13 protein-coding genes and 1 pseudogene are annotated in these 16,842 nt (G+C 64.8%); 8 read left to right on the top strand and 6 right to left on the bottom strand.

Features of this window, described 5'->3' with window-relative positions; all coding sequences use genetic code 11:
* Window positions 1–136: 136 nt before the first annotated feature.
* Window positions 137–1,030 (top strand): annotated as a pseudogene (locus C2865_RS19905) (transposase); the annotation flags it as partial.
* Here the strand turns inward: C2865_RS19905 and C2865_RS41845 are convergent.
* The 3 genes from C2865_RS41845 to C2865_RS19890 form a co-directional block, all read right to left on the bottom strand.
* A complete protein-coding gene (locus C2865_RS41845) occupies window positions 972–1,625 on the bottom strand; it encodes a transposase (RefSeq protein WP_408608324.1) in 654 nt (217 codons plus the stop codon). The pseudogene C2865_RS19905 and the gene C2865_RS41845 sit on opposite strands and share 59 nt — an antisense overlap.
* Window positions 1,626–1,868: 243 nt before the next feature.
* The gene (locus C2865_RS19895) at window positions 1,869–2,423 is read right to left on the bottom strand and encodes a hypothetical protein (RefSeq protein ID WP_157963822.1); all 555 of its coding nucleotides are present in this window, start codon (window positions 2,421–2,423) and stop codon (window positions 1,869–1,871) included.
* A gap of 307 nt (window positions 2,424–2,730) precedes the next feature.
* Window positions 2,731–3,384, bottom strand: coding sequence for an HAD family hydrolase (locus C2865_RS19890; RefSeq protein WP_106399966.1), 654 nt, complete (start codon window positions 3,382–3,384; stop codon window positions 2,731–2,733).
* A gap of 14 nt (window positions 3,385–3,398) precedes the next feature.
* On the opposite strand from C2865_RS19890, the gene C2865_RS19885 reads away from it, so the two are divergent.
* The 7 genes from C2865_RS19885 to C2865_RS19855 all read left to right on the top strand — a co-directional run bounded on the left by C2865_RS19885 (window position 3,399) and on the right by C2865_RS19855 (window position 13,627).
* Window positions 3,399–4,682, top strand: a complete 1,284-nt coding sequence (locus C2865_RS19885; RefSeq protein WP_157963821.1) for a helix-turn-helix domain-containing protein — start codon at window positions 3,399–3,401, stop codon at window positions 4,680–4,682.
* Between the two features lie 120 nt (window positions 4,683–4,802).
* A complete protein-coding gene (locus C2865_RS19880; RefSeq protein ID WP_106399964.1) occupies window positions 4,803–5,795 on the top strand; it encodes a TauD/TfdA family dioxygenase in 993 nt (330 codons plus the stop codon).
* 57 nt (window positions 5,796–5,852) lie between these two features.
* Window positions 5,853–6,944 (top strand): amidohydrolase family protein, encoded by a 1,092-nt coding sequence (locus tag C2865_RS19875; RefSeq protein ID WP_106399963.1) that lies wholly within the window; start codon window positions 5,853–5,855, stop codon window positions 6,942–6,944.
* Window positions 6,945–6,970: 26 nt separating this feature from the next.
* Window positions 6,971–8,086 carry a radical SAM family protein gene (locus C2865_RS19870; protein ID WP_106399962.1) on the top strand — a complete coding sequence of 372 codons (1,116 nt, stop codon included), beginning with the start codon at window positions 6,971–6,973 and terminating at the stop codon, window positions 8,084–8,086.
* Window positions 8,087–8,218: 132 nt separating this feature from the next.
* Window positions 8,219–9,520 carry an aspartate--tRNA(Asn) ligase gene (gene aspS / locus C2865_RS19865; RefSeq protein WP_106399961.1) on the top strand — a complete coding sequence of 434 codons (1,302 nt, stop codon included), beginning with the start codon at window positions 8,219–8,221 and terminating at the stop codon, window positions 9,518–9,520.
* Between the two features lie 445 nt (window positions 9,521–9,965).
* Window positions 9,966–10,610 carry a hypothetical protein gene (locus C2865_RS19860; protein WP_157963820.1) on the top strand — a complete coding sequence of 215 codons (645 nt, stop codon included), beginning with the start codon at window positions 9,966–9,968 and terminating at the stop codon, window positions 10,608–10,610.
* A gap of 359 nt (window positions 10,611–10,969) precedes the next feature.
* Window positions 10,970–13,627 carry an AIPR family protein gene (locus tag C2865_RS19855; protein ID WP_106399959.1) on the top strand — a complete coding sequence of 886 codons (2,658 nt, stop codon included), beginning with the start codon at window positions 10,970–10,972 and terminating at the stop codon, window positions 13,625–13,627.
* Window positions 13,628–13,667: 40 nt separating this feature from the next.
* On the opposite strand, the gene C2865_RS19850 is transcribed toward C2865_RS19855, so the two are convergent.
* The 3 genes from C2865_RS19850 to C2865_RS19840 form a co-directional block, all read right to left on the bottom strand.
* The gene (locus C2865_RS19850) at window positions 13,668–14,504 is read right to left on the bottom strand and encodes an IS5 family transposase (RefSeq protein WP_106399958.1); all 837 of its coding nucleotides are present in this window, start codon (window positions 14,502–14,504) and stop codon (window positions 13,668–13,670) included.
* Between the two features lie 698 nt (window positions 14,505–15,202).
* Window positions 15,203–16,015: an HNH endonuclease signature motif containing protein gene (locus C2865_RS19845; protein ID WP_157963818.1), complete on the bottom strand. Its 813-nt coding sequence runs from the start codon at window positions 16,013–16,015 to the stop codon at window positions 15,203–15,205.
* A gap of 116 nt (window positions 16,016–16,131) precedes the next feature.
* Complete coding sequence (locus C2865_RS19840; protein WP_157963817.1) at window positions 16,132–16,356, bottom strand: ScoMcrA-related endonuclease; 225 nt, start codon at window positions 16,354–16,356, stop codon at window positions 16,132–16,134.
* Window positions 16,357–16,842 lie beyond the last annotated feature (486 nt).

The raw sequence follows: 16,842 nt of genomic DNA, 5'->3' as shown, positions 1-16,842 counted from the left end.
AATCAGCGTTGAGGATGCGAAGGAGAGCGGGCGTGGGAACTCGGTATGAGTGACCGATTCTCAGGACCCGGCAGGGGAAGGCTCCATCCTTGGCCAGCTGGTACCGCAAGTTCAACCGGTCGTCGCAACACCATTCGTGAAGGAGGGTGTTGTGGCGCAGGGAAGGGCTCGTGCGGCGATTCGGGCTGGTCGTCCTCCGCTTCGGTCACCGGGCCGGCCGCCGGTTAACCGGCGCCAGGAGCAGCAGCGCTTCTGGCGGAAGATCGCTGAAGGACTGTCGAGTGAGGACGCCGCCATCGCGTGTGGCGTGTCGCAGCCGCTGGGGCCGCGCTGGTTTCGTGAGGGTGGCGGGATGCCGCCGATCAGTCTTGACCAGCCGTCGGGCCGCTACCTGTCGTTCGCCGAGCGTGAGGAGATCGCCATCCTGCGGGCCCAGGGCTGCGGAGTGCGAGAGGTCGCCCGCCGACTCGGCAGGGCGCCTTCGACGATCTCGCGGGAGCTGCGGCGCAACGCCGCGACCCGCTGCGGCCGCCTGGACTACCGGGCCTCGGTCGCCCAGTGGCATGCCGACCGGGCAGCCCGCCGACCCAAGGTGAGCAAGCTGGCCGCCAACGACCGGCTGCGGGAGTATGTGCAGGAGCGGCTCGCCGGCAAGCTCCGCGTCCCGGGCAGCAGCGAGGTCGAGGGCCCGGCGGTTGCGTGGAACGGGTGACGACATGGACGCCGTCAGGACCGGCGCTGGGCCAGGTCGTGGAGCCCGGAGCAGATCACCCACCGGTTGAAGGCCGACTTCCCCGAGGATGAGACGATGCGGATCTCGCACGATGCCATCTACCAGGCCCTGTATATCCAAGGCCGCGGGGCGCTGCAGCGTGAGCTGACGGCGTGCCTGCGCACCGGCCGGGCGCTGCGGGTGCCCCGGGCCTGCACCCGCAACCGCGGCAAGAAGCTCGTCACCGACGAGATGATGATCAGTCGGCGGCCCGCCGAGGTCGAGGACCGGGCCGTGCCCGGGCGCTGGGAAGGCGACCGTGCGGCATCGTGTCGCACGGTCGCCTTCCCAGTGGCCGGGGACCTGGCGGCCGAGTGCTTCGGCGGGACGGTCGTGGATCGAACGCATCCCGACGATCCGGGCGCCCTTGGAGGCGTCGGGCCTGCGTCGGGGGCCTCTCGCGGTACGGCAGCCGGGCAGCATCACGCCCAGGCGGGCCAGTTCGCCCTTGGGCAGCGCGTAGATCCAGGTGTAGACGGCTTCGTGCGAGATCGTGGCCCCGCCCGGCCGGGAGCGAGCCTTCCGTGAGCGCAACGGTGCCGTCCGCGGCCTCGAGTTTCAAACGGCCCGCGATCTGGTTCGGGGTCCGCCCGTACCGCAGATCGGCCAGAACCCGCTCCCTCAGGACCAGCTCGCCATCCAGTCGCCGCTGTTGAGAACGCCTGCCGCGTTCCACAGCCCGACGGTGGGCCGTGAAAACCCGGTAGCAGCCCGTCGAGGAGTTCCGGCGGATCTCCCGGCTGACCACCGACGGGACCCGGCCGATCCGCCGCGCGATCTCCCGCACACCCTCACCCCGCTCGCGGCCGACCGCGATCTCTTCACGCTCCTCGAGCGTCAACGCTCTCCGCACTGCCACGAGCAACCCTTCTCACCTGCACTGTTGCTTCGAAGCTATGACACCGCTGTTCTGTAATCGCAGACGCCTGCATTCAAGACTCGGCTACCGGACTCCGCAGGAGGTCGAAGACAAGTACCTGACCCGACAGCACGCAGCGTAATCAGACCACCAGCCGCTGTCCGGAATCTTCGAGGCCCCTCAATACCAAGGCCAATCCTTGGAGCGTGGGGCAGGACTGCTTGTTGGGCTAAGCCCTCACTCCACCGACTTCCAGATCGAAAATGCGCGCTGGACTTCGCTTTGTAGCCGTTCCAGCTTTGGGAACTCGTCATTGATCATGTCCCAGTCACAGATCAGCCCTCCGTCGAGGAGAGCAGTCCAGGAGATAGCGAAGTGCTCCAGGCACTGGCGGATGTGCTCTTGGTACGCCACGATGTGACGGACCTGGCGCTGTTGGCGGTTCGCTTCTACCTTCGCCTGATCGTTAGGCATGCGGCGCACGAACGGCGATGGGACGGGGTTCGGGCTGGTGTCGGGATTCAGAATGTCTGATCCAGTGTTATAGACCTGGATGGTCTGGAGAATCAGGCTTTCGAAATCTTGCCTCCGGACGCCGGATGCCACTTGCTGGAACTCCTCGATCACCCATTCCCAGGCACCTGCATCCAGCTGCTGCCCGCTGTGCCAGGGGGTGAACTGTGCGGCGAGCGACCGGATCCTCACACCTGTGAGGGTGAGCGCCATGAGTAGCTGACTGTGGCGGGTATAGAGCTCAGCGGTACTTTCCTGCTCTTCCTCGTCGACACTCATGATCCATATCCTCTGCATTTGGGGAGTCGCGTAGCTCAATGAAGCAGGCCTCGCCTGGCTCTGATCAAGCATTCGCGAGCCTACTCCTGCGGTCTGACATCTTGGGTGTGCTTACCCGGCCGAGGTCGGCGCCCAGTCTGCGGCGTGTCAACAGCCAGATAGTTCTCATACTTGGCGGCCAGATGGGTAACACAATGTCGGCCACTTGAGGGTCCCCAACCGCGACCAGATAATCCCCCCGCGTGTTGATGCTGGTAGATCGGGTGAAGGGTTTCACTTGGCACTTCCGTTTTCTGGGGTGTTGCGATCACCCGGCCGGAGTGGTCAGTAGAGATGCCAGCTCGGTCAGGCTGTTGATCCGCCAAGTGGCGTTCTCTTTGACCTCTTGGTCGTCGGCATGGAGGTAGCCCCAAGGTCCGCGTCGGATGTGTGCGGTGTGGAGGCCAGCCGCTTTGGCAGGGAGGATGTCGTTCACCGGGTGGTCGCCGACATAAACGATCTCGTCTGGGGCACCGGGTGCCCAGGCGATCAGGTAGTCGTAGAACTCGGTGCTGGGCTTGGCTACGCCCCATTGGCCGGAGGTGGCAATGGCGTCGACGGGGAGATCAAGGGCAGCTAGGAGTTCCGCTGCTCGGGTGGTCTGGTTGCCTGCGATCCCGACCCAGAGCCCGTTGGCCTTGAGCGCGCTGAGTGCGGGCCGGACGTCTGGGTAGAGGTCGCTCTCGCTGATGGTTTCACCCTGGCCGGCTTCTTCTCTGGCTTGGCGTTCTGCGGCCAGGTCGAAGTCAGGGCAGATGAGGCGGAGGGCTTCGACGTTGTCGTGGCCGAGGGCGGTCACGGCGCCGACGAGGGCGGCGAGGGTGTGGCGGGGAACGCCGAGCCAGTCGGCCCAGGAGCCCCAGAAGGTGGAGTCGTCCATGAGCGTTTCTCCGACGTCGAAGACCACCGATCGGATCGCCATGGGGGGTGTCCTCCGTGCTCTCGACTCTTGCGGATCGTAGATTGTTGATCCGACTCTGGGGTGAGCATACGGCGGTTCCTCGTAGCGGCGGTCTGGAGGCGGCGGTGATGACTCCTGTGGATTTGGGTGACAGGCTGCGTGTGTTGCGGAAGCTGCACCGGTTGACCCAGCAGGAGCTGGCGGACCTGTCCGGGGCGTCGAAGTCTCTGATCAGCAAGGTGGAGGCGGGGCACCGTCCGGGCAGTTGGGATCTCGCGGTTCGGGTTGCGAATGCGCTGGGTGTGGAAGCGCCCGTCTTGATGGGGCTGGCTCCGGATGAGAGGGGCATCGAGGCCCGGATGTCAGCGTGCCTGCCTCCGCTGCGGCAGATGATGGTGGATTACGACCTGCCGCGTGCTCGGCCGCCGGTGCGGTCCCTCGGAGAGCTGGCGCACGAGACCGAGCGGGCCGGGCAGCTGCGCTTGAACTCCCGGTACGTGGCGTTGGGAGAGATGCTCCCGGCTTTGCTGGAGGATCTGCTCGCAGCGAGCTTCCACGCGCGAGGTGCGGACCAGGACCGGGTGTACTGGCTGCTGGCTGCTGCCTATCGGTGCGCGGACGCGATCGCGCACAAGCTGGGACACTTGGATCTGTCGTTGGCAGCGATCGAGAGGGTGCGGTGGGCGGCCGAGCGGTCTCGGGATGAGCTAATGATCGCAACCGCGTCGTACGTGCGTTCTGAGACGTTCTTCGTCACCGGTTCGGCGGAGTCGGGCCTGGTCCTTTTGGAGTCGGCCGCTGACCGGATTGCGACCAAGGTGATGACGGATCGGCGAGCCGCGAGCGTGTACGGAGCGCTACATGCCCGGGCGGCCGTGCTCGCTGCATTCGGCGGACACACATCGGTTGCGTGGTCAAACCTGAAGATCGCGAAGATGATGGTGGACGCGGTCGACGGTGACGTTGAGCACTTCCACACCAGCTTCGGCGCAGCCAGCGTGAAAGTCCATGAGGTGGCTGCTGCGGTCGAGTTGCGGGACGGAGCGGAGGCCGTCCATCGCGCCGCAGGCTGGACACCGCCCGTGGGACTACCCGCTGAGCGGGCCAGCCATTTCTTCATCGACCTGGCGCGTGCCCAGATCTGGGCGGGCGATCCGGCGGGAGCGGTCGCGTCGTTGCTGGAGGCACGACGTCGGGCACCTCAGCACACGCGCACTAACCCTGGAACCCGAGAGGTCGTCACCGCTGTTCTCGGACGAGCAGGCCGTAGCACGGATGCCGTGCTCGGCCTGGCCACCTGGCTGGGCGTACCGTACTGATCAGCGTGACTATTTCGTTATTGAGCGGGCCGAGGGTTGCACACGAGTGCAACTTTCCGGCTGATGCGGGCGCGAGGCTTGTGATCACAACGGTCCGCCTCACCGCTTGGAGCGTCGGCCATGGCTCCCACGACCCGTCTCACGACCCTCGACCTCACCCCTGCCCTGTCCGCGGCCGTGCATCGCACGGCCGCCGTGGTGACAGCGAACCCCTACAGCGAGCCTGAACTGTTCGTCGCGCAGGCCAAGTATGCGAGTGGGTCGCTGCCCGCGCCGGTCCGTGATGCGCTCGCCGCGCTGCGGACGCACCAGGACAGGGTCGCGTTGTTGATCCGGGGGCTGCCGCTGCCGTGGTTGGTGCCGGAGACACCCCGCGTGCGGTTCGACTTCCTGGCCTCCCAGACACCGCTGGGGACTGAAGGAATCCTGGGCGTGCTCGGCTCTGCAGTCGGTGAGATCTTCGCCTACCGCGAGTGGGACCGCGGGCACTTGGTCCAGAACCGCTACCCGATCGCCTCCCACACCGAAGTCCAGGCATCTTCCGGGTCAGCCGAGCTTGTCCTGCACACCGAGGCGTCGTTCGCGGACGTTTCTCCCGATCATCTGGTGCTCATGGCGCTGCGAGCCGACCCGGCAGGGAAGGCGCGCACGTCCGTGTGCGACATCGGCTTGGCGTTGAGCCGCCTGACAGAGCGTGCCAGGGAGCGGCTGAAGCGTCCGGAATTCGCCTTCGAAACAGACCAAGGGACGCATCTGTCCGGAGGCCGGCGGATGACGAAGCCGCAACCAATCTCACGCGCTGTGCAGGTCGAGTACGCGCAATCGCTGGTCGGCTGTACCCGGGCGGCGTGCAAGGCGTTGGACGAACTCGCCGCCGCGTTCGGCGCCTGTGCTGTGAATATCGCGCTCGAACCGGGCGATGCGCTCGTCATCGACAATCGGCGCGCGGTCCACGGGCGCACCGCGTTCACGCCAGCCTACGACGGCACCGACCGCTGGCTTCAACGTCTCTTGCTCCGCCACCCCTCAGGCGACGGTGCGTGCATCGTCAGCGATTCGCGGGCCGCCAGCTATCCGTCGAGCTACCGGCGCACCCTCGCCCTGCCGAACTGATCCAAGGGGACAGCCGTGTGGAATGAAAACGATGCCATCGACACCGACGGTCATGTCATGGAGCCCTTGTGGCTGTGGCCCCAGTACGTGGAACCGGCGTTCCGTGACCGGTGCCTCCAGGTCGTCCGGGACCCCGCCGACGGTGACAAGCTCCTGATCGACGGAACTCCGTCGCGGCTGATCCGCCGACTGGGCGGCGTCGCGCCACGTGACGGTCACGAAATCCTGGACTGGAACCATCTGCCCGCCACCGGTGAGTTCGTCTCCTACCGCGACTCGTGCACGATCACCTCCTGGAACGGCCCCGCCCGACTGAACTGGCTGGACCAGGCAGGCATCGATGCGACTCTCCTGTTCCCCAGCCTCGGGCTCATCTGGCCGCGAGAGATCGACCCGATCAGTCCCTATGCCGAGGCCCATTTCGACGCCTACAACCGGTGGCTGCTCGACATGACGTCCGCAGCCCCGGGGCGCCTCATCCCTGTCGCCCAGACCGCGTTCACGCCCTACCTGTCCACGAGGCTGGCGGCCTTGGCCGATGAAGGCTTCGGCCACGTCATGCTGCCCGCGGGACTCACATCGTTCGCCGACGCGGACCTGTTCTTCGCCACCGTGCAGGATCTCGGCCTGGTCGTGCATCTTCACAAGGTCGCGATTCCGCACTTCCTGCCCTCGTCGTCTGGCTTGAGCCTGCGCTCGGATGCCGCCGGGGCCTTCTTCAACCATGTCAACGAGACCCTCCCCGGCCCGCTCTGCTTGGCCGCCCTCCTGGACACGCGGATCCCCGACCGGTTCCCCGGTATCCGGTTCGCCTTTCACGAGTGCAACGCCGGATGGCTGCCCTCCTGGCTGGATCGTGCTCAGGAGTCGTGGGAGACGCTCCGCCGCAACAAGGCCGACCGGCTCCCGAACCGGCCACCGGCCGAGTACTTCACCGAGGCCGACACTTTCTTCTTCTCGATCGGTCTGGGTGAGGACGTCACCGCGATGCCCGCCTGGCTGCGCCGACGGCTGATGCTCGCCACCGACTACCCGCACCCCGGCACGCCCGCAGACCCGACCGCCGAATGGAAGCCGGTCCTCGACCGCCTTCCCCCGTCCGATGCCCGAGCCCTCCAAGGAGGCAACGCCCACCGACTGCTCACGTGAGCCTGATCCTCTGAAAGGGAGACACCGTGTTTTCCCCTACCTCGCGTACTTCCCGTTTCAACCTGGCCATCACCGGCGCCGGCAAGGTCAGCAAGCTCGAGCTGTTCAGGCTCGGCGTGCTCCGTGACGGTGTCCAGCTCACCACCGCGGACATCCGCTTTCCCGTCCTCGGCCAGGTGGTGCCCCGCATCGAGATAGAGGTCTCCGACGGGGACACCCGCAAGAAGGTCACCGTCCGCGTGAATCAGCTCTCCTCGTTCATGTTCGACGGCACCCACCTGAGCGCCAGCATCAACGGGACGGTTCAGCGCATCGGCTGCGTCCAGTTCATCGACGGTGATCGAGCCCCCACCGGCATGTACAACTTCGGACTGCTCCGCGAAAACGGCATGCGCAGCTTCGTGTTCGACTACCACACCTTCTGCGCCTACAAATGCGACTTCTGCTTCAAGGAGTCCGAATGGGAGATCCTCGCAGTCCAAGGCGCTTCCGCAGCCGGCTACTCCGACAACTTCGAAGCCTGCCTGCAGCACGTCCGTGAACACGCCGAGGACTTCCTGACCAAGTACGACATCGTCTGGCTGTGCACCGGAAGCATCAAGGACGCCCAGCTCGAACTTGACCGCCACTGTCGTCTAGCTGCGGAGCTCCGCGCTGTCGGCTACACCGAAGGCATCTACGTCTCTCAGGTCATCCCCAACGCCATCCGTCATGACGGTGCCGCACGCCGCGACTACCTCCAAGCGCTCAAGGACGCGGGCGTCAGCCGCTTCAATAGCGGCGTCGAGATCGTCAACAACGACTACCGCAAGCGCTACGTCCACGGATACAAAGGCACCCTGACCTTCGACGATTACGTCACCGTATTCACCGACGCCGTCGAGATCTTCGGCCACCAGCAGGTCGGCAGCTGCCTGCTCGCAGGCATCGAACCCCCTGACGACACGCTCCGCGGCCTGGAGACCATCTCCGCACTCGGTGTCGTCCCCTCACCGACCGTTCTGACTCCGTTCGTGGTCGGCCAGCAAGACATCCCCTTCCACTACGACCTGGACGGCCTCATCGACGTCCACGTCGCCTTCAACGAGATCATCGAAAAGTACCGACTACCCATCTTCTCCGGGGTGTTCAGCCTCGCTTGACCGCTGCCGCACCCAAAAGCGGAAGACCCACGGCCACCTGTCGGGTAGCCTGATCAAGTCCCCGCAGGCGGCCGTCTACCGCACTGCTCACCCGGCGCGACCAACGCGCCTGCAACCAAGGGAGTTGCCGCGATGTCGCGCACCCTGATCCGCGACCTTCCCCACCACCCGGACGAGACGGTCACCGTCTGCGGCTGGATCCAGGCTCTCCGTCTCCAACGACGCATGCAGTTCGTGATCGTCCGCGACCACACCGGCCTCGTCCAGATCACTCACATTCGTGCTGACGACGCCATCGAGCACACCCTCGAGGCCTCGGCCGTCGAATCCGCCGTGAAAATCACCGGCAAGGTCGTCATGAACGACAAGGTCAAGCTCGGCGGCCTCGAGATCATCCCTGACCGCGTCGAGATCGTCGCCCCGGCAGAAGCACCACTGCCGATCGACGAGCACACGAACCTCGACCAGCGTCTCGACTGGCGGTTCCTCGACTTGCGGCGCCCCGCTCAGCAGCTCGTGTTCACCGTTCAGACCACCGTCGAACGTGCCATGCGTGAAGTAGCCGCGGCCGAGGGCTTCACCGAACTGCACACCCCCAAGCTCATGGGCACAGCCTCAGAATCAGGCGCCGAGGTATTCAAAGTCGGCTACTTCGACCGCACCGCCTACCTCGCCCAATCCCCGCAATTCTACAAGCAGATGGCCATCGCAGGCGGCATCGACCGCGTCTTCGAGATCGGCCCCGTCTTCCGTGCAGAACCCTCCTTCACCTCACGCCACGCCACCGAGTTCACCGGCGTCGACCTGGAGATGGCCTGGATCGATTCCGTAGAAGACGTCATGGCCGTCGAAGAACGCATGCTTCAACGCGTCCTCGCCGACGTAGCCGAGGCCCACGGTCCCGCTATCGAGGATCACTTCGGCATCACCGTGACCGTCCCGGCCCTGCCGTTCCCACGCATCACCATGGCCGACGCCCTCGCTCGCCTGCACGCCACCGGGTGGGACTCCGAAGGAACCAAGCAAGACCTCGACCCCGAAGGCGAACGTACTCTCTCAGCGCTCATCGCTCAGGAAACCGGCCATGAGTTCGTCTTCGTGACCCGGTTCCCAGCCGAGGCCCGTCCCTTCTACCACCTGCGTCCCGCCGACGACCCGACGGTCACTGAGAGCTTCGACCTGCTCTGGAAGGGCATCGAGATCACCACTGGCGCCCAACGTGAGCACCGCTATGGCGTCCTCACTGCTCAGGCCCGAGAAAAAGGCATGGACCTCGAACCGCTCGAGAGCTATCTCAACTGCTTCCGCTACGGGACTCCGCCCCACGGCGGCCTCGGTCTGGGACTCTCCCGCCTTCTCATGCTCCTCCTAGGGTTGCCCTCGATCAGAGAGACGACCTTTCTCTTCCGGGGGCCCAACCGGCTTGAGCCGTAAGCACCAGACAGCTACGCGGGGATCTACGGAACCTATGGTGAAGGCGACGCGGTCACTGGTGTTCCCCGGCTTCGGGAAGTACCCGTACTCAGCAAGGCAGGACTTGGTGAGCGCGAGCTTGGGCGACATGACCTCCGTCGTCGGCTTTACGGCAAACCCTCCCGGTCCACAGTAGGCCGGGCCGACCAAGGACACGGCTCGTCTCCGGGATCCGCTGAAAGCCTCAGGAAAGTATTCCTCCGGTCTCTCCCTCATCTGAACCATCGCAGCGCGTCCGGTGAGGCCCGGTCGTAGCCTCGCCGCTGGAGGTCGTTTTCCGGAAAGCGGTGACGGTATGCGGCGGTGGCGGTCCCGGTTCACCGGCTCGGTGCGAGTCTGCGCGATCAGCTTCTTCGCCGCCCTGGCGTTCGTCTCTGTTTCGTCCGACGGCGAGGGTCTCCCGGCCATGCGGGCCGCACTGTTTCTCGGAGGCATCTGCCTGCTGAGCGCGTTCGCGGCTCCCGTGTTCGGAATTCTGGCTTTGCGAGAGAGCGGACGTGCACGGGAGTCCCGACGGGTCGAACTCGCCGCCGCCCAGCGGCATGGCCATGACGAGGGGTGTCGGCTCACCGCCTTGCTCTTGGCGGGTGGAAGGCTTGAGCCCCTCACCGTCTGGGGAGTCGTACTGGACTCGGACGAGCACGCGTATCTCGACCTCCAGGCAAACTACGCACGCTTCTACGGCAGGACGGCCACGTACCGACATGTCAGCGGGGTGTTCTTCGGTCATCCGCGGTTCGTCGCCGCGGGCGTCGCCATGACGGCCCTCGGCAACGCCGTCCACCGCAGCCAGGCCCGAGCCGACGCCATGCAGTGCTGGCGCGACCAGTGCGCCACACGGGTCATAGCGACCGACCGGCGGCTGATCTGCCTGGTCTCCGGCCAGTGGAGGAGCTTCTCCTACGACGCCGTGACGGCCTTCCATCCCGAACCCATAAGCCGGTCCGCCGTCTTCGAGTTCTCCGGTGCCGCGCCCTTGGCACTCTTCGGTCCTCCCTCCCGAGCCTCATCTCCTACACGACCTACCGGATCCACGGCCTCGACGGCCTGAAGGAGCATCCTTCCCTGGCGTCGCTCCGCTGACCGCCCAGTCCCGGGAGGCTCTCCGGCACCGGTGCCTGTGGAAACGCCGGCGGTCAGTTGGTCCGCCTCTGTCCTGCACCGGTCTGGCGGAGGCCCGATGCCGGGGCCGTCCGACGCGTGGACCCGGCCTGCGCGCCGGTCCGTGCCCCGGCGCACAGGCCGGGGATCAGGAGGAGCGGCGGGTCGGAACGAGGGCTCGTCGGTCGTGCTATGGGACCACCCCCGCGGCCTCCCCGTACGCAGTGAACGCTGACAACCGGCGCTGGTGTACGTGGTGACCCTCGCGCACGAACGCGGTCAGCCGACGACCGCAAGTGATGAAAGGCGATGAACTACCGGAATCAGCCGTGGCCCGTTACCCATGCTCATGCTCCTGCCAGCGACAAGGCCTACAGAGAGGGTCACGAAAACCATCACAAGACGAAAATTTCTTACAGAGAAGACAAGTCCCAGGTAACATCGATCCTTGTCACTCTCCTCCCCGAAGCCGAGGCTTGCACCTTGAGCATCCTGCACATCAACCAGATCGCCGCGCACCTCAAACGCGAATTCCTCCCCCACTTGGACCTATCCGACCTCCAAGACCGCAGCGAGTCCAACCCGGCAGTGCTGTCCCGGGCCCTGACCGCACTCGGAATCCAGGCGCTCACCGGCTTCACACCGCAGGCAGCGGCGGCCTGCGTAATCGACGGATTCAGCGACAACGGCATCGACGGTGTTGCGGTGGACGACGCGCATGAGCGGATCGTCCTAGTCCAGACCAAATGGCACCATAATGGCCGCAAAAACCTCAACCAGGCCGAAGCACTCAAACTCCGCAATGGAGCAGAAGATCTTTTCGCTGCCCGGTTCGAGCGCTTCAACCCTAGGCTGCGGGCGCTGGAGAGTGATCTCAACCAGGCACTGCTCAACACTCAAACCAAGATCACTATTGCCTTGGTCTCCACCGGTTCGGACCAACTCGGGGCGGAGGTCATCCGCCCCCTGGAAGACTTCTGCGATGAGATCAACAGCGACGGAGAGATGATCGATCTCATCGTGCTGGGGACTCGCGCGCTACACGACTTCATCGTCAACGGCGCCTCTTCTCGAGGCGTCGACATCGACGTACACCTGACCGGCTGGGGCAGTACAGACACCCCCTATCGCGCGTACTACGGCGTCGCAAACGCCACCCAGATCGCAGAATGGTACGAGCAGCACGGAGAGCGTCTGTTCGATGGCAACCTCAGGGACGCCCTAGGCCATACCCCCGTCAATGATGACCTCACTGCAACACTGTGGAACGAGCCCGAGCATTTCTGGTACTTCAACAATGGGATCACCGTGCTCGCCGAGGAAGTCCGCCGGTCGGTGCGCGACAGTCCGAACCGGGAGTACGGCAGATTCAGCGTGACCGGCGCGACCATTGTCAACGGTGCGCAGACCGCGGCCAGCGTCCGGTCCATCCTACGCAAAGAACCCGAACGGCTCGGGGATGCCAAAATCTGGGTCCGGATCATCTCCCTCGAAGGCTGCCCCGACGGGTTCGGCTCACGGGTCACCAGGGCCACCAACACACAGAACGGAGTAGAAGCTCGAGACTTCATCGCGCTCGATCCGCGGCAGGAGATGATCCGGGCGCAGTTCCGCCTTCAGTTCAACAAGACCTACGGTCTGCGGCGCAGCAGCGAGCCCATCACAGGCGACGACGGGTGCGAAGTCGACGAGGCGGCGATCGCTCTGGCGTGTGCCTCGGCCGACCCTGACTTCGCGGTGGACGCGAAGCGACAGGTCAGCAGCTTGTGGTCATCCAGTGAGGACCGTGTCTACCAAGCTCTGTTCCCCGAAAACCTCAACGTCGTTCGCATGTGGAATAGCGTGCTGGTCCTACGCGCCATCGATGAACGACTCACCGCGCTCCGGCAGGAGATCAGCGGCCGTGATGCGGGAGTCGCCGTTCACGGCAATCGGCTCATAGCTCATCTGGTCTTCTCTCGGCTGAGCCCAGACGTTCTCGACGACCCCGATGCGACAGCGGAAGGACGGTTCGCGGTCGTCGGCGACTTGACCAAGACGATGCACGACCAGCTCGCAGCTCAAGTGGCCGAACAACACAGCGGCGCGTTCCTCGGCTCGTTGTTCAAGAACCATTCCAAATGCCGCAAGCTGGTCGAAGACGTTCTCGCCATCCAAACAGGTACTTTCGTACCCACCCCCCGGGTCCGTCCCAAAGCAGTTGACCTGAGATCCTCAAATGCTAGAAAGGCCGACGCCGTCAGGGTCATCCTCGATGAAGGCTCTCTAGAGGACGGAACGCCTCTGATCTTCCGTCCGGACACCGAGCGGGAGCGGAGGGATCTTCTGCTCTGGATCTCAAAGGAGCCCTCACGAGGCCGGGCGACCTGGTCCAATGACAGGAATTCGCCTCTGACATGGGCGGTCGACGGCGAACGCTACACGCCCAGTGGCCTTGTCATGCGCATGATGGTGCAGGCTGGCCTCAATCCGCCTTCCGGAATCCGCGGGACGACCAGATGGGAAGTCCAAGGCAAAGGGACACTCTCCGAGATCGCCCAACAGATCGAAGCTGCTCAGGATGAGGTCGTCGCCATCGCCATCAAGTGGGGGTTCACAGTCACCAAGGCTTCGAACCAGTCCTGGTTCAGACTCGAACACCAGGACAGCGGGCAAACCGTTTACCTGAGTCGGCAGACCAAGAGCCGTTCCGTTGTTGTCGCACCTGAGACTCCCCTCGACAAGATGCGAAGTGTCGTAGGGCTCGATGTACCGGCTGAGAGCGACTACTTCCACGACTCTGGCCTGGACAGGTTCCCCAAACGCCTTAAATCAGGCAAAAGACTGATCCACTATGGCTACGCAATCAAATGCACAGATCATTCAGCCATCGACGGTCTCCTCCGGCTTTTGACACAACTGGCGACCGATCGCGACACGATCGAAGATCCACCCGCTGTTCACAGTAGCGACCTCAGGATCTTCTAAGTGAGCGTTTGAAGCCGTGAAGTCTGCCTGATCACGGGTTTCAGGTTCCGCGCCAGTTTGGGGTGTTTTCGCTAGTGAGTCGGCGGGTCATGTTGTCGATCATCGCCAGGTGGATCATGGCTTCGGAGGTGGCGGGCAGGGCCTCGTAGTCGCGGGCCAGGCGGCGGTGGTGCATGAGCCACCCGAAGGTCCGTTCGGCCACCCACCTGCGGGGCAGGACGGTGAAGCCACGGATGGCCGGGTCACGGGGCACGATCTGGGCGTCGATGCCCAAAGTGGCAGCATGGTCGAGGAAGTAGGGGCGGTAGCCGCCGTCGACCCAGGCCTTGCGGACGGCGGGGTGGCCGGTGGCGAGCTGGTCGAGCAGGCGGGTGCCGGCGGCCGAGTCCTGCACGCTGGCGGCGGTGACCAGGACGGTCAGGAGCAGGCCGAGGGTGTCGGTAGCGATGTGGCGTTTGCGGCCGATGATCTTCTTGGCCGCGTCCACGCCCTGGCTGGTCAGGGGCACGTTGGCGGAGGTCTTGACGCTCTGGGCGTCGATCGCGCACGCCGAGGCCTCGGGGCTGCGGCCTTCGGCCTTTCTGGCCAGGCGGCGCAGCAGGCCGTTCAGCTCGGTGAAGATGCCTTCGTCGCGCCAGGCGGCGAAGTACCAGTAGACGCTCTGCCAGGGCGGGTAGTCGTGCGGCAGGTAGCGCCAGGCGATGCCGGTGCGGTCCACGTAGATGATCGCGTTCATGATGGCGCGCAGGTCGTGCTCGGGCCTGCGCCCGAAACCCAGAGCGGCTTCCTGGCGGCGGGTGCGCCAGGCGGTGAGGACAGGTTCGATCAGCTGCCAGCGGGCATCGGACAGATCACTCGGATAGGGGGAAGACGCCATGGCCCCGGCCTACCTCCGCCCGGTCGCTCCGCCCACGGCCCTGAAGGCCACGGCAGCGAACTACAGCGTCACCGCCACCCGCAAAGCACCATCGAGCAGGGCGTTTTGGAATCAGACAGGAGGAAAGCCGCCAAACACCGCCACGCCCGCCCCGAGCGCCACTCCAGGCGCCAACTTCCTCGAATATCCCGCCCTTTGCGTCCCCAGTCACCCACAGAAAAAGGCATAAAACACCCTATTCAGGACCCAAACGCTCACTAAGGGCGTGACCGAGAAGTCGCCGTGTCCGCGCTTGACGCTGAACGGACGGGGCTCTGTTGCGTGGGAGTCCCCGTCCGTCCAGGCAGACGATTTGACGTCACACCGATCTACGGACACAACACAGACTGCGAAGAGGCGGGTCAGAGCTGTGGGAGTCGTCTTGATCCATCCGAAGATCGCCGTTACGGAGTCGAATTCCCCGCGTCAGGACCGAAGGGCACCTCGTCATCACGATCATTGTCGGCCCAATTCGACGGGGGCGGTCCGAAGATGGCGCGTGCGGATTTGATCGTCAGTCGTCCGACGTTCTCGGGCTCGCATCCGCTGCAACTCGGACGTGCCCGTCGGAGGGGTGTTCAAGGGGTGTCTTCGTCTCCGGCTACGGGAGCCGGGTCGGGGATAGACCACCCGTATCGGCAGCGGCCTCACTTGCTTCGTCACCGGTCGCCATTCGACTCCAGCTTCTGCCGGTGACGTCGTGTGGCTATCTCCCGGAGCTGTTCGGCCACGGTGTGACGTCTGGTCCCTCGGGTTTTGACGGCATGGCAGTTCGGGCATAGCGCGATCATCTGCTCAGGGTGGTCCCGTCCTCCCTCAGCGAGGCCTTCGATGTGGTCGACCTCCAGAACGGGTATGCCCCGGTCGGTGACGTCGGGTGCGGGCGTGCCGCAGAACTCGCAGTTACCAGCGCTGCGCTCCAGGACCACCCGGCGTGCGGGGTCGAGTCTGACCGGCTCGTTTCTGAGCTTCGGTCTGCGTAGACCGCGCTGCTCTCTGGACTCCGCGAGTCGACACAGCCGCGCATAGGAGTCGTCGTCAACGGCAGGCCTCGGCCCGGTCTCATCATCGATTCCGGCGGCCGAGAGCAATGCCTCATACTCCTCCGGAGACAGCTCGAACTTCTCCTGCAACGCGTCGAGGACTTCGAGGCGGGCGGTGACGGACGTCCGGACGAGGTCGTGGCATGCGGTCGGCAGGCCTCCGGTGGGGTGCCGAGATGCGAACCAGTCTTCAGGGTGTCCGTGTGCGGTCGGCACCACGCCGTCGAATCCTTGAAGATCCCATAGTCCGGCTTGGTAGAGCGCCGCGATGGGGTGGGCGGGGTTCGGCCGTTTGCTCTCGCCGTCGCGTTTGAACTCCTTCAGCAGCGGGTGGAGTTCTTCTCGGCTCTCCGTCCAGGGTGCCAGCCGAGGCCGTCCATGGACGGCGCGGCCGATCGCCCACACCAGCACGACGGCTTGCTTGAGCATCGGGCGGCCCTTGACCAAGTTCGGTCTCAGGCTGTGGATCGGTGTGAAAGGCCCCAAGGGCGCGACGCCGGCGCTCCGATCGACCACGGTGAAATTCAGGGCTCGCAGCACGCCGACTATGTGGCTTCTCCGCCGGAGAACTCAGAAGCCCGGAGCGGAGCGGCACCGGGCAGATGGCCGTGCGCCGCACCGGCGATGGCCTTCGAGTCATACTCGCGCCCCTCATGGAGGATGAAGAACTTTCGGGCCCGGCGGAATCTGTACTTGGCGAGGAACGCTTCCCGTCCGAGCTCGTCGAACTCGCGGAGAGCCGCGTGCACTGCGGCGGCGGTCAAATCCATAGAGACACTTTGGCATTAAGAGCTGATAAATTACCCAATGTCTGCCTTTTTTCAGTAAGACACCGGAGCCTGGGAAACCGCCAGGCCGAGGGTGAAGCCGTGGTGAAGCCAGTGGCGGGGAAGCTCTTGCCGGACGCCGGGAGGTAGCTGGCAAGGGCCTTGTCGTAGCCAGTGACGATGCCTTGCCCGCCTTCAGCTTGTTGATCAGGCGCTCGACGATGTCCGCTCCTTGTACAGGTCGGTGTCGTGACCACGAGGCCGACCGCCTTGGTGGCCCTTCTTTTGGTCGGCGGCCTGCTCCATCTGGCACAAGTTCCGTTCGGTCGAGAGCGGTCGGTAGCGTTCCGTAGCGAGGCCAGCCTTCCGCTACCGAACATCAGCCGATAGGTCCGAAGCTCCAGCAACCCGACTCCGCCCAGCACGGGGCACATCATCTTTTAACGGAACCAGGGCGGTTCAGACGCGGACGGAGCGCGGAAAGGGCCA

It is taken from the genome of Actinocorallia populi (assembly GCF_002995495.1).
GTDB classification, from domain to species: Bacteria; Actinomycetota; Actinomycetes; order Streptosporangiales; family Streptosporangiaceae; genus Actinocorallia; species Actinocorallia populi.
Note: the sequence above shows the minus strand (reverse complement) of the source record. Positions and strands in the feature narration are given on the sequence as shown.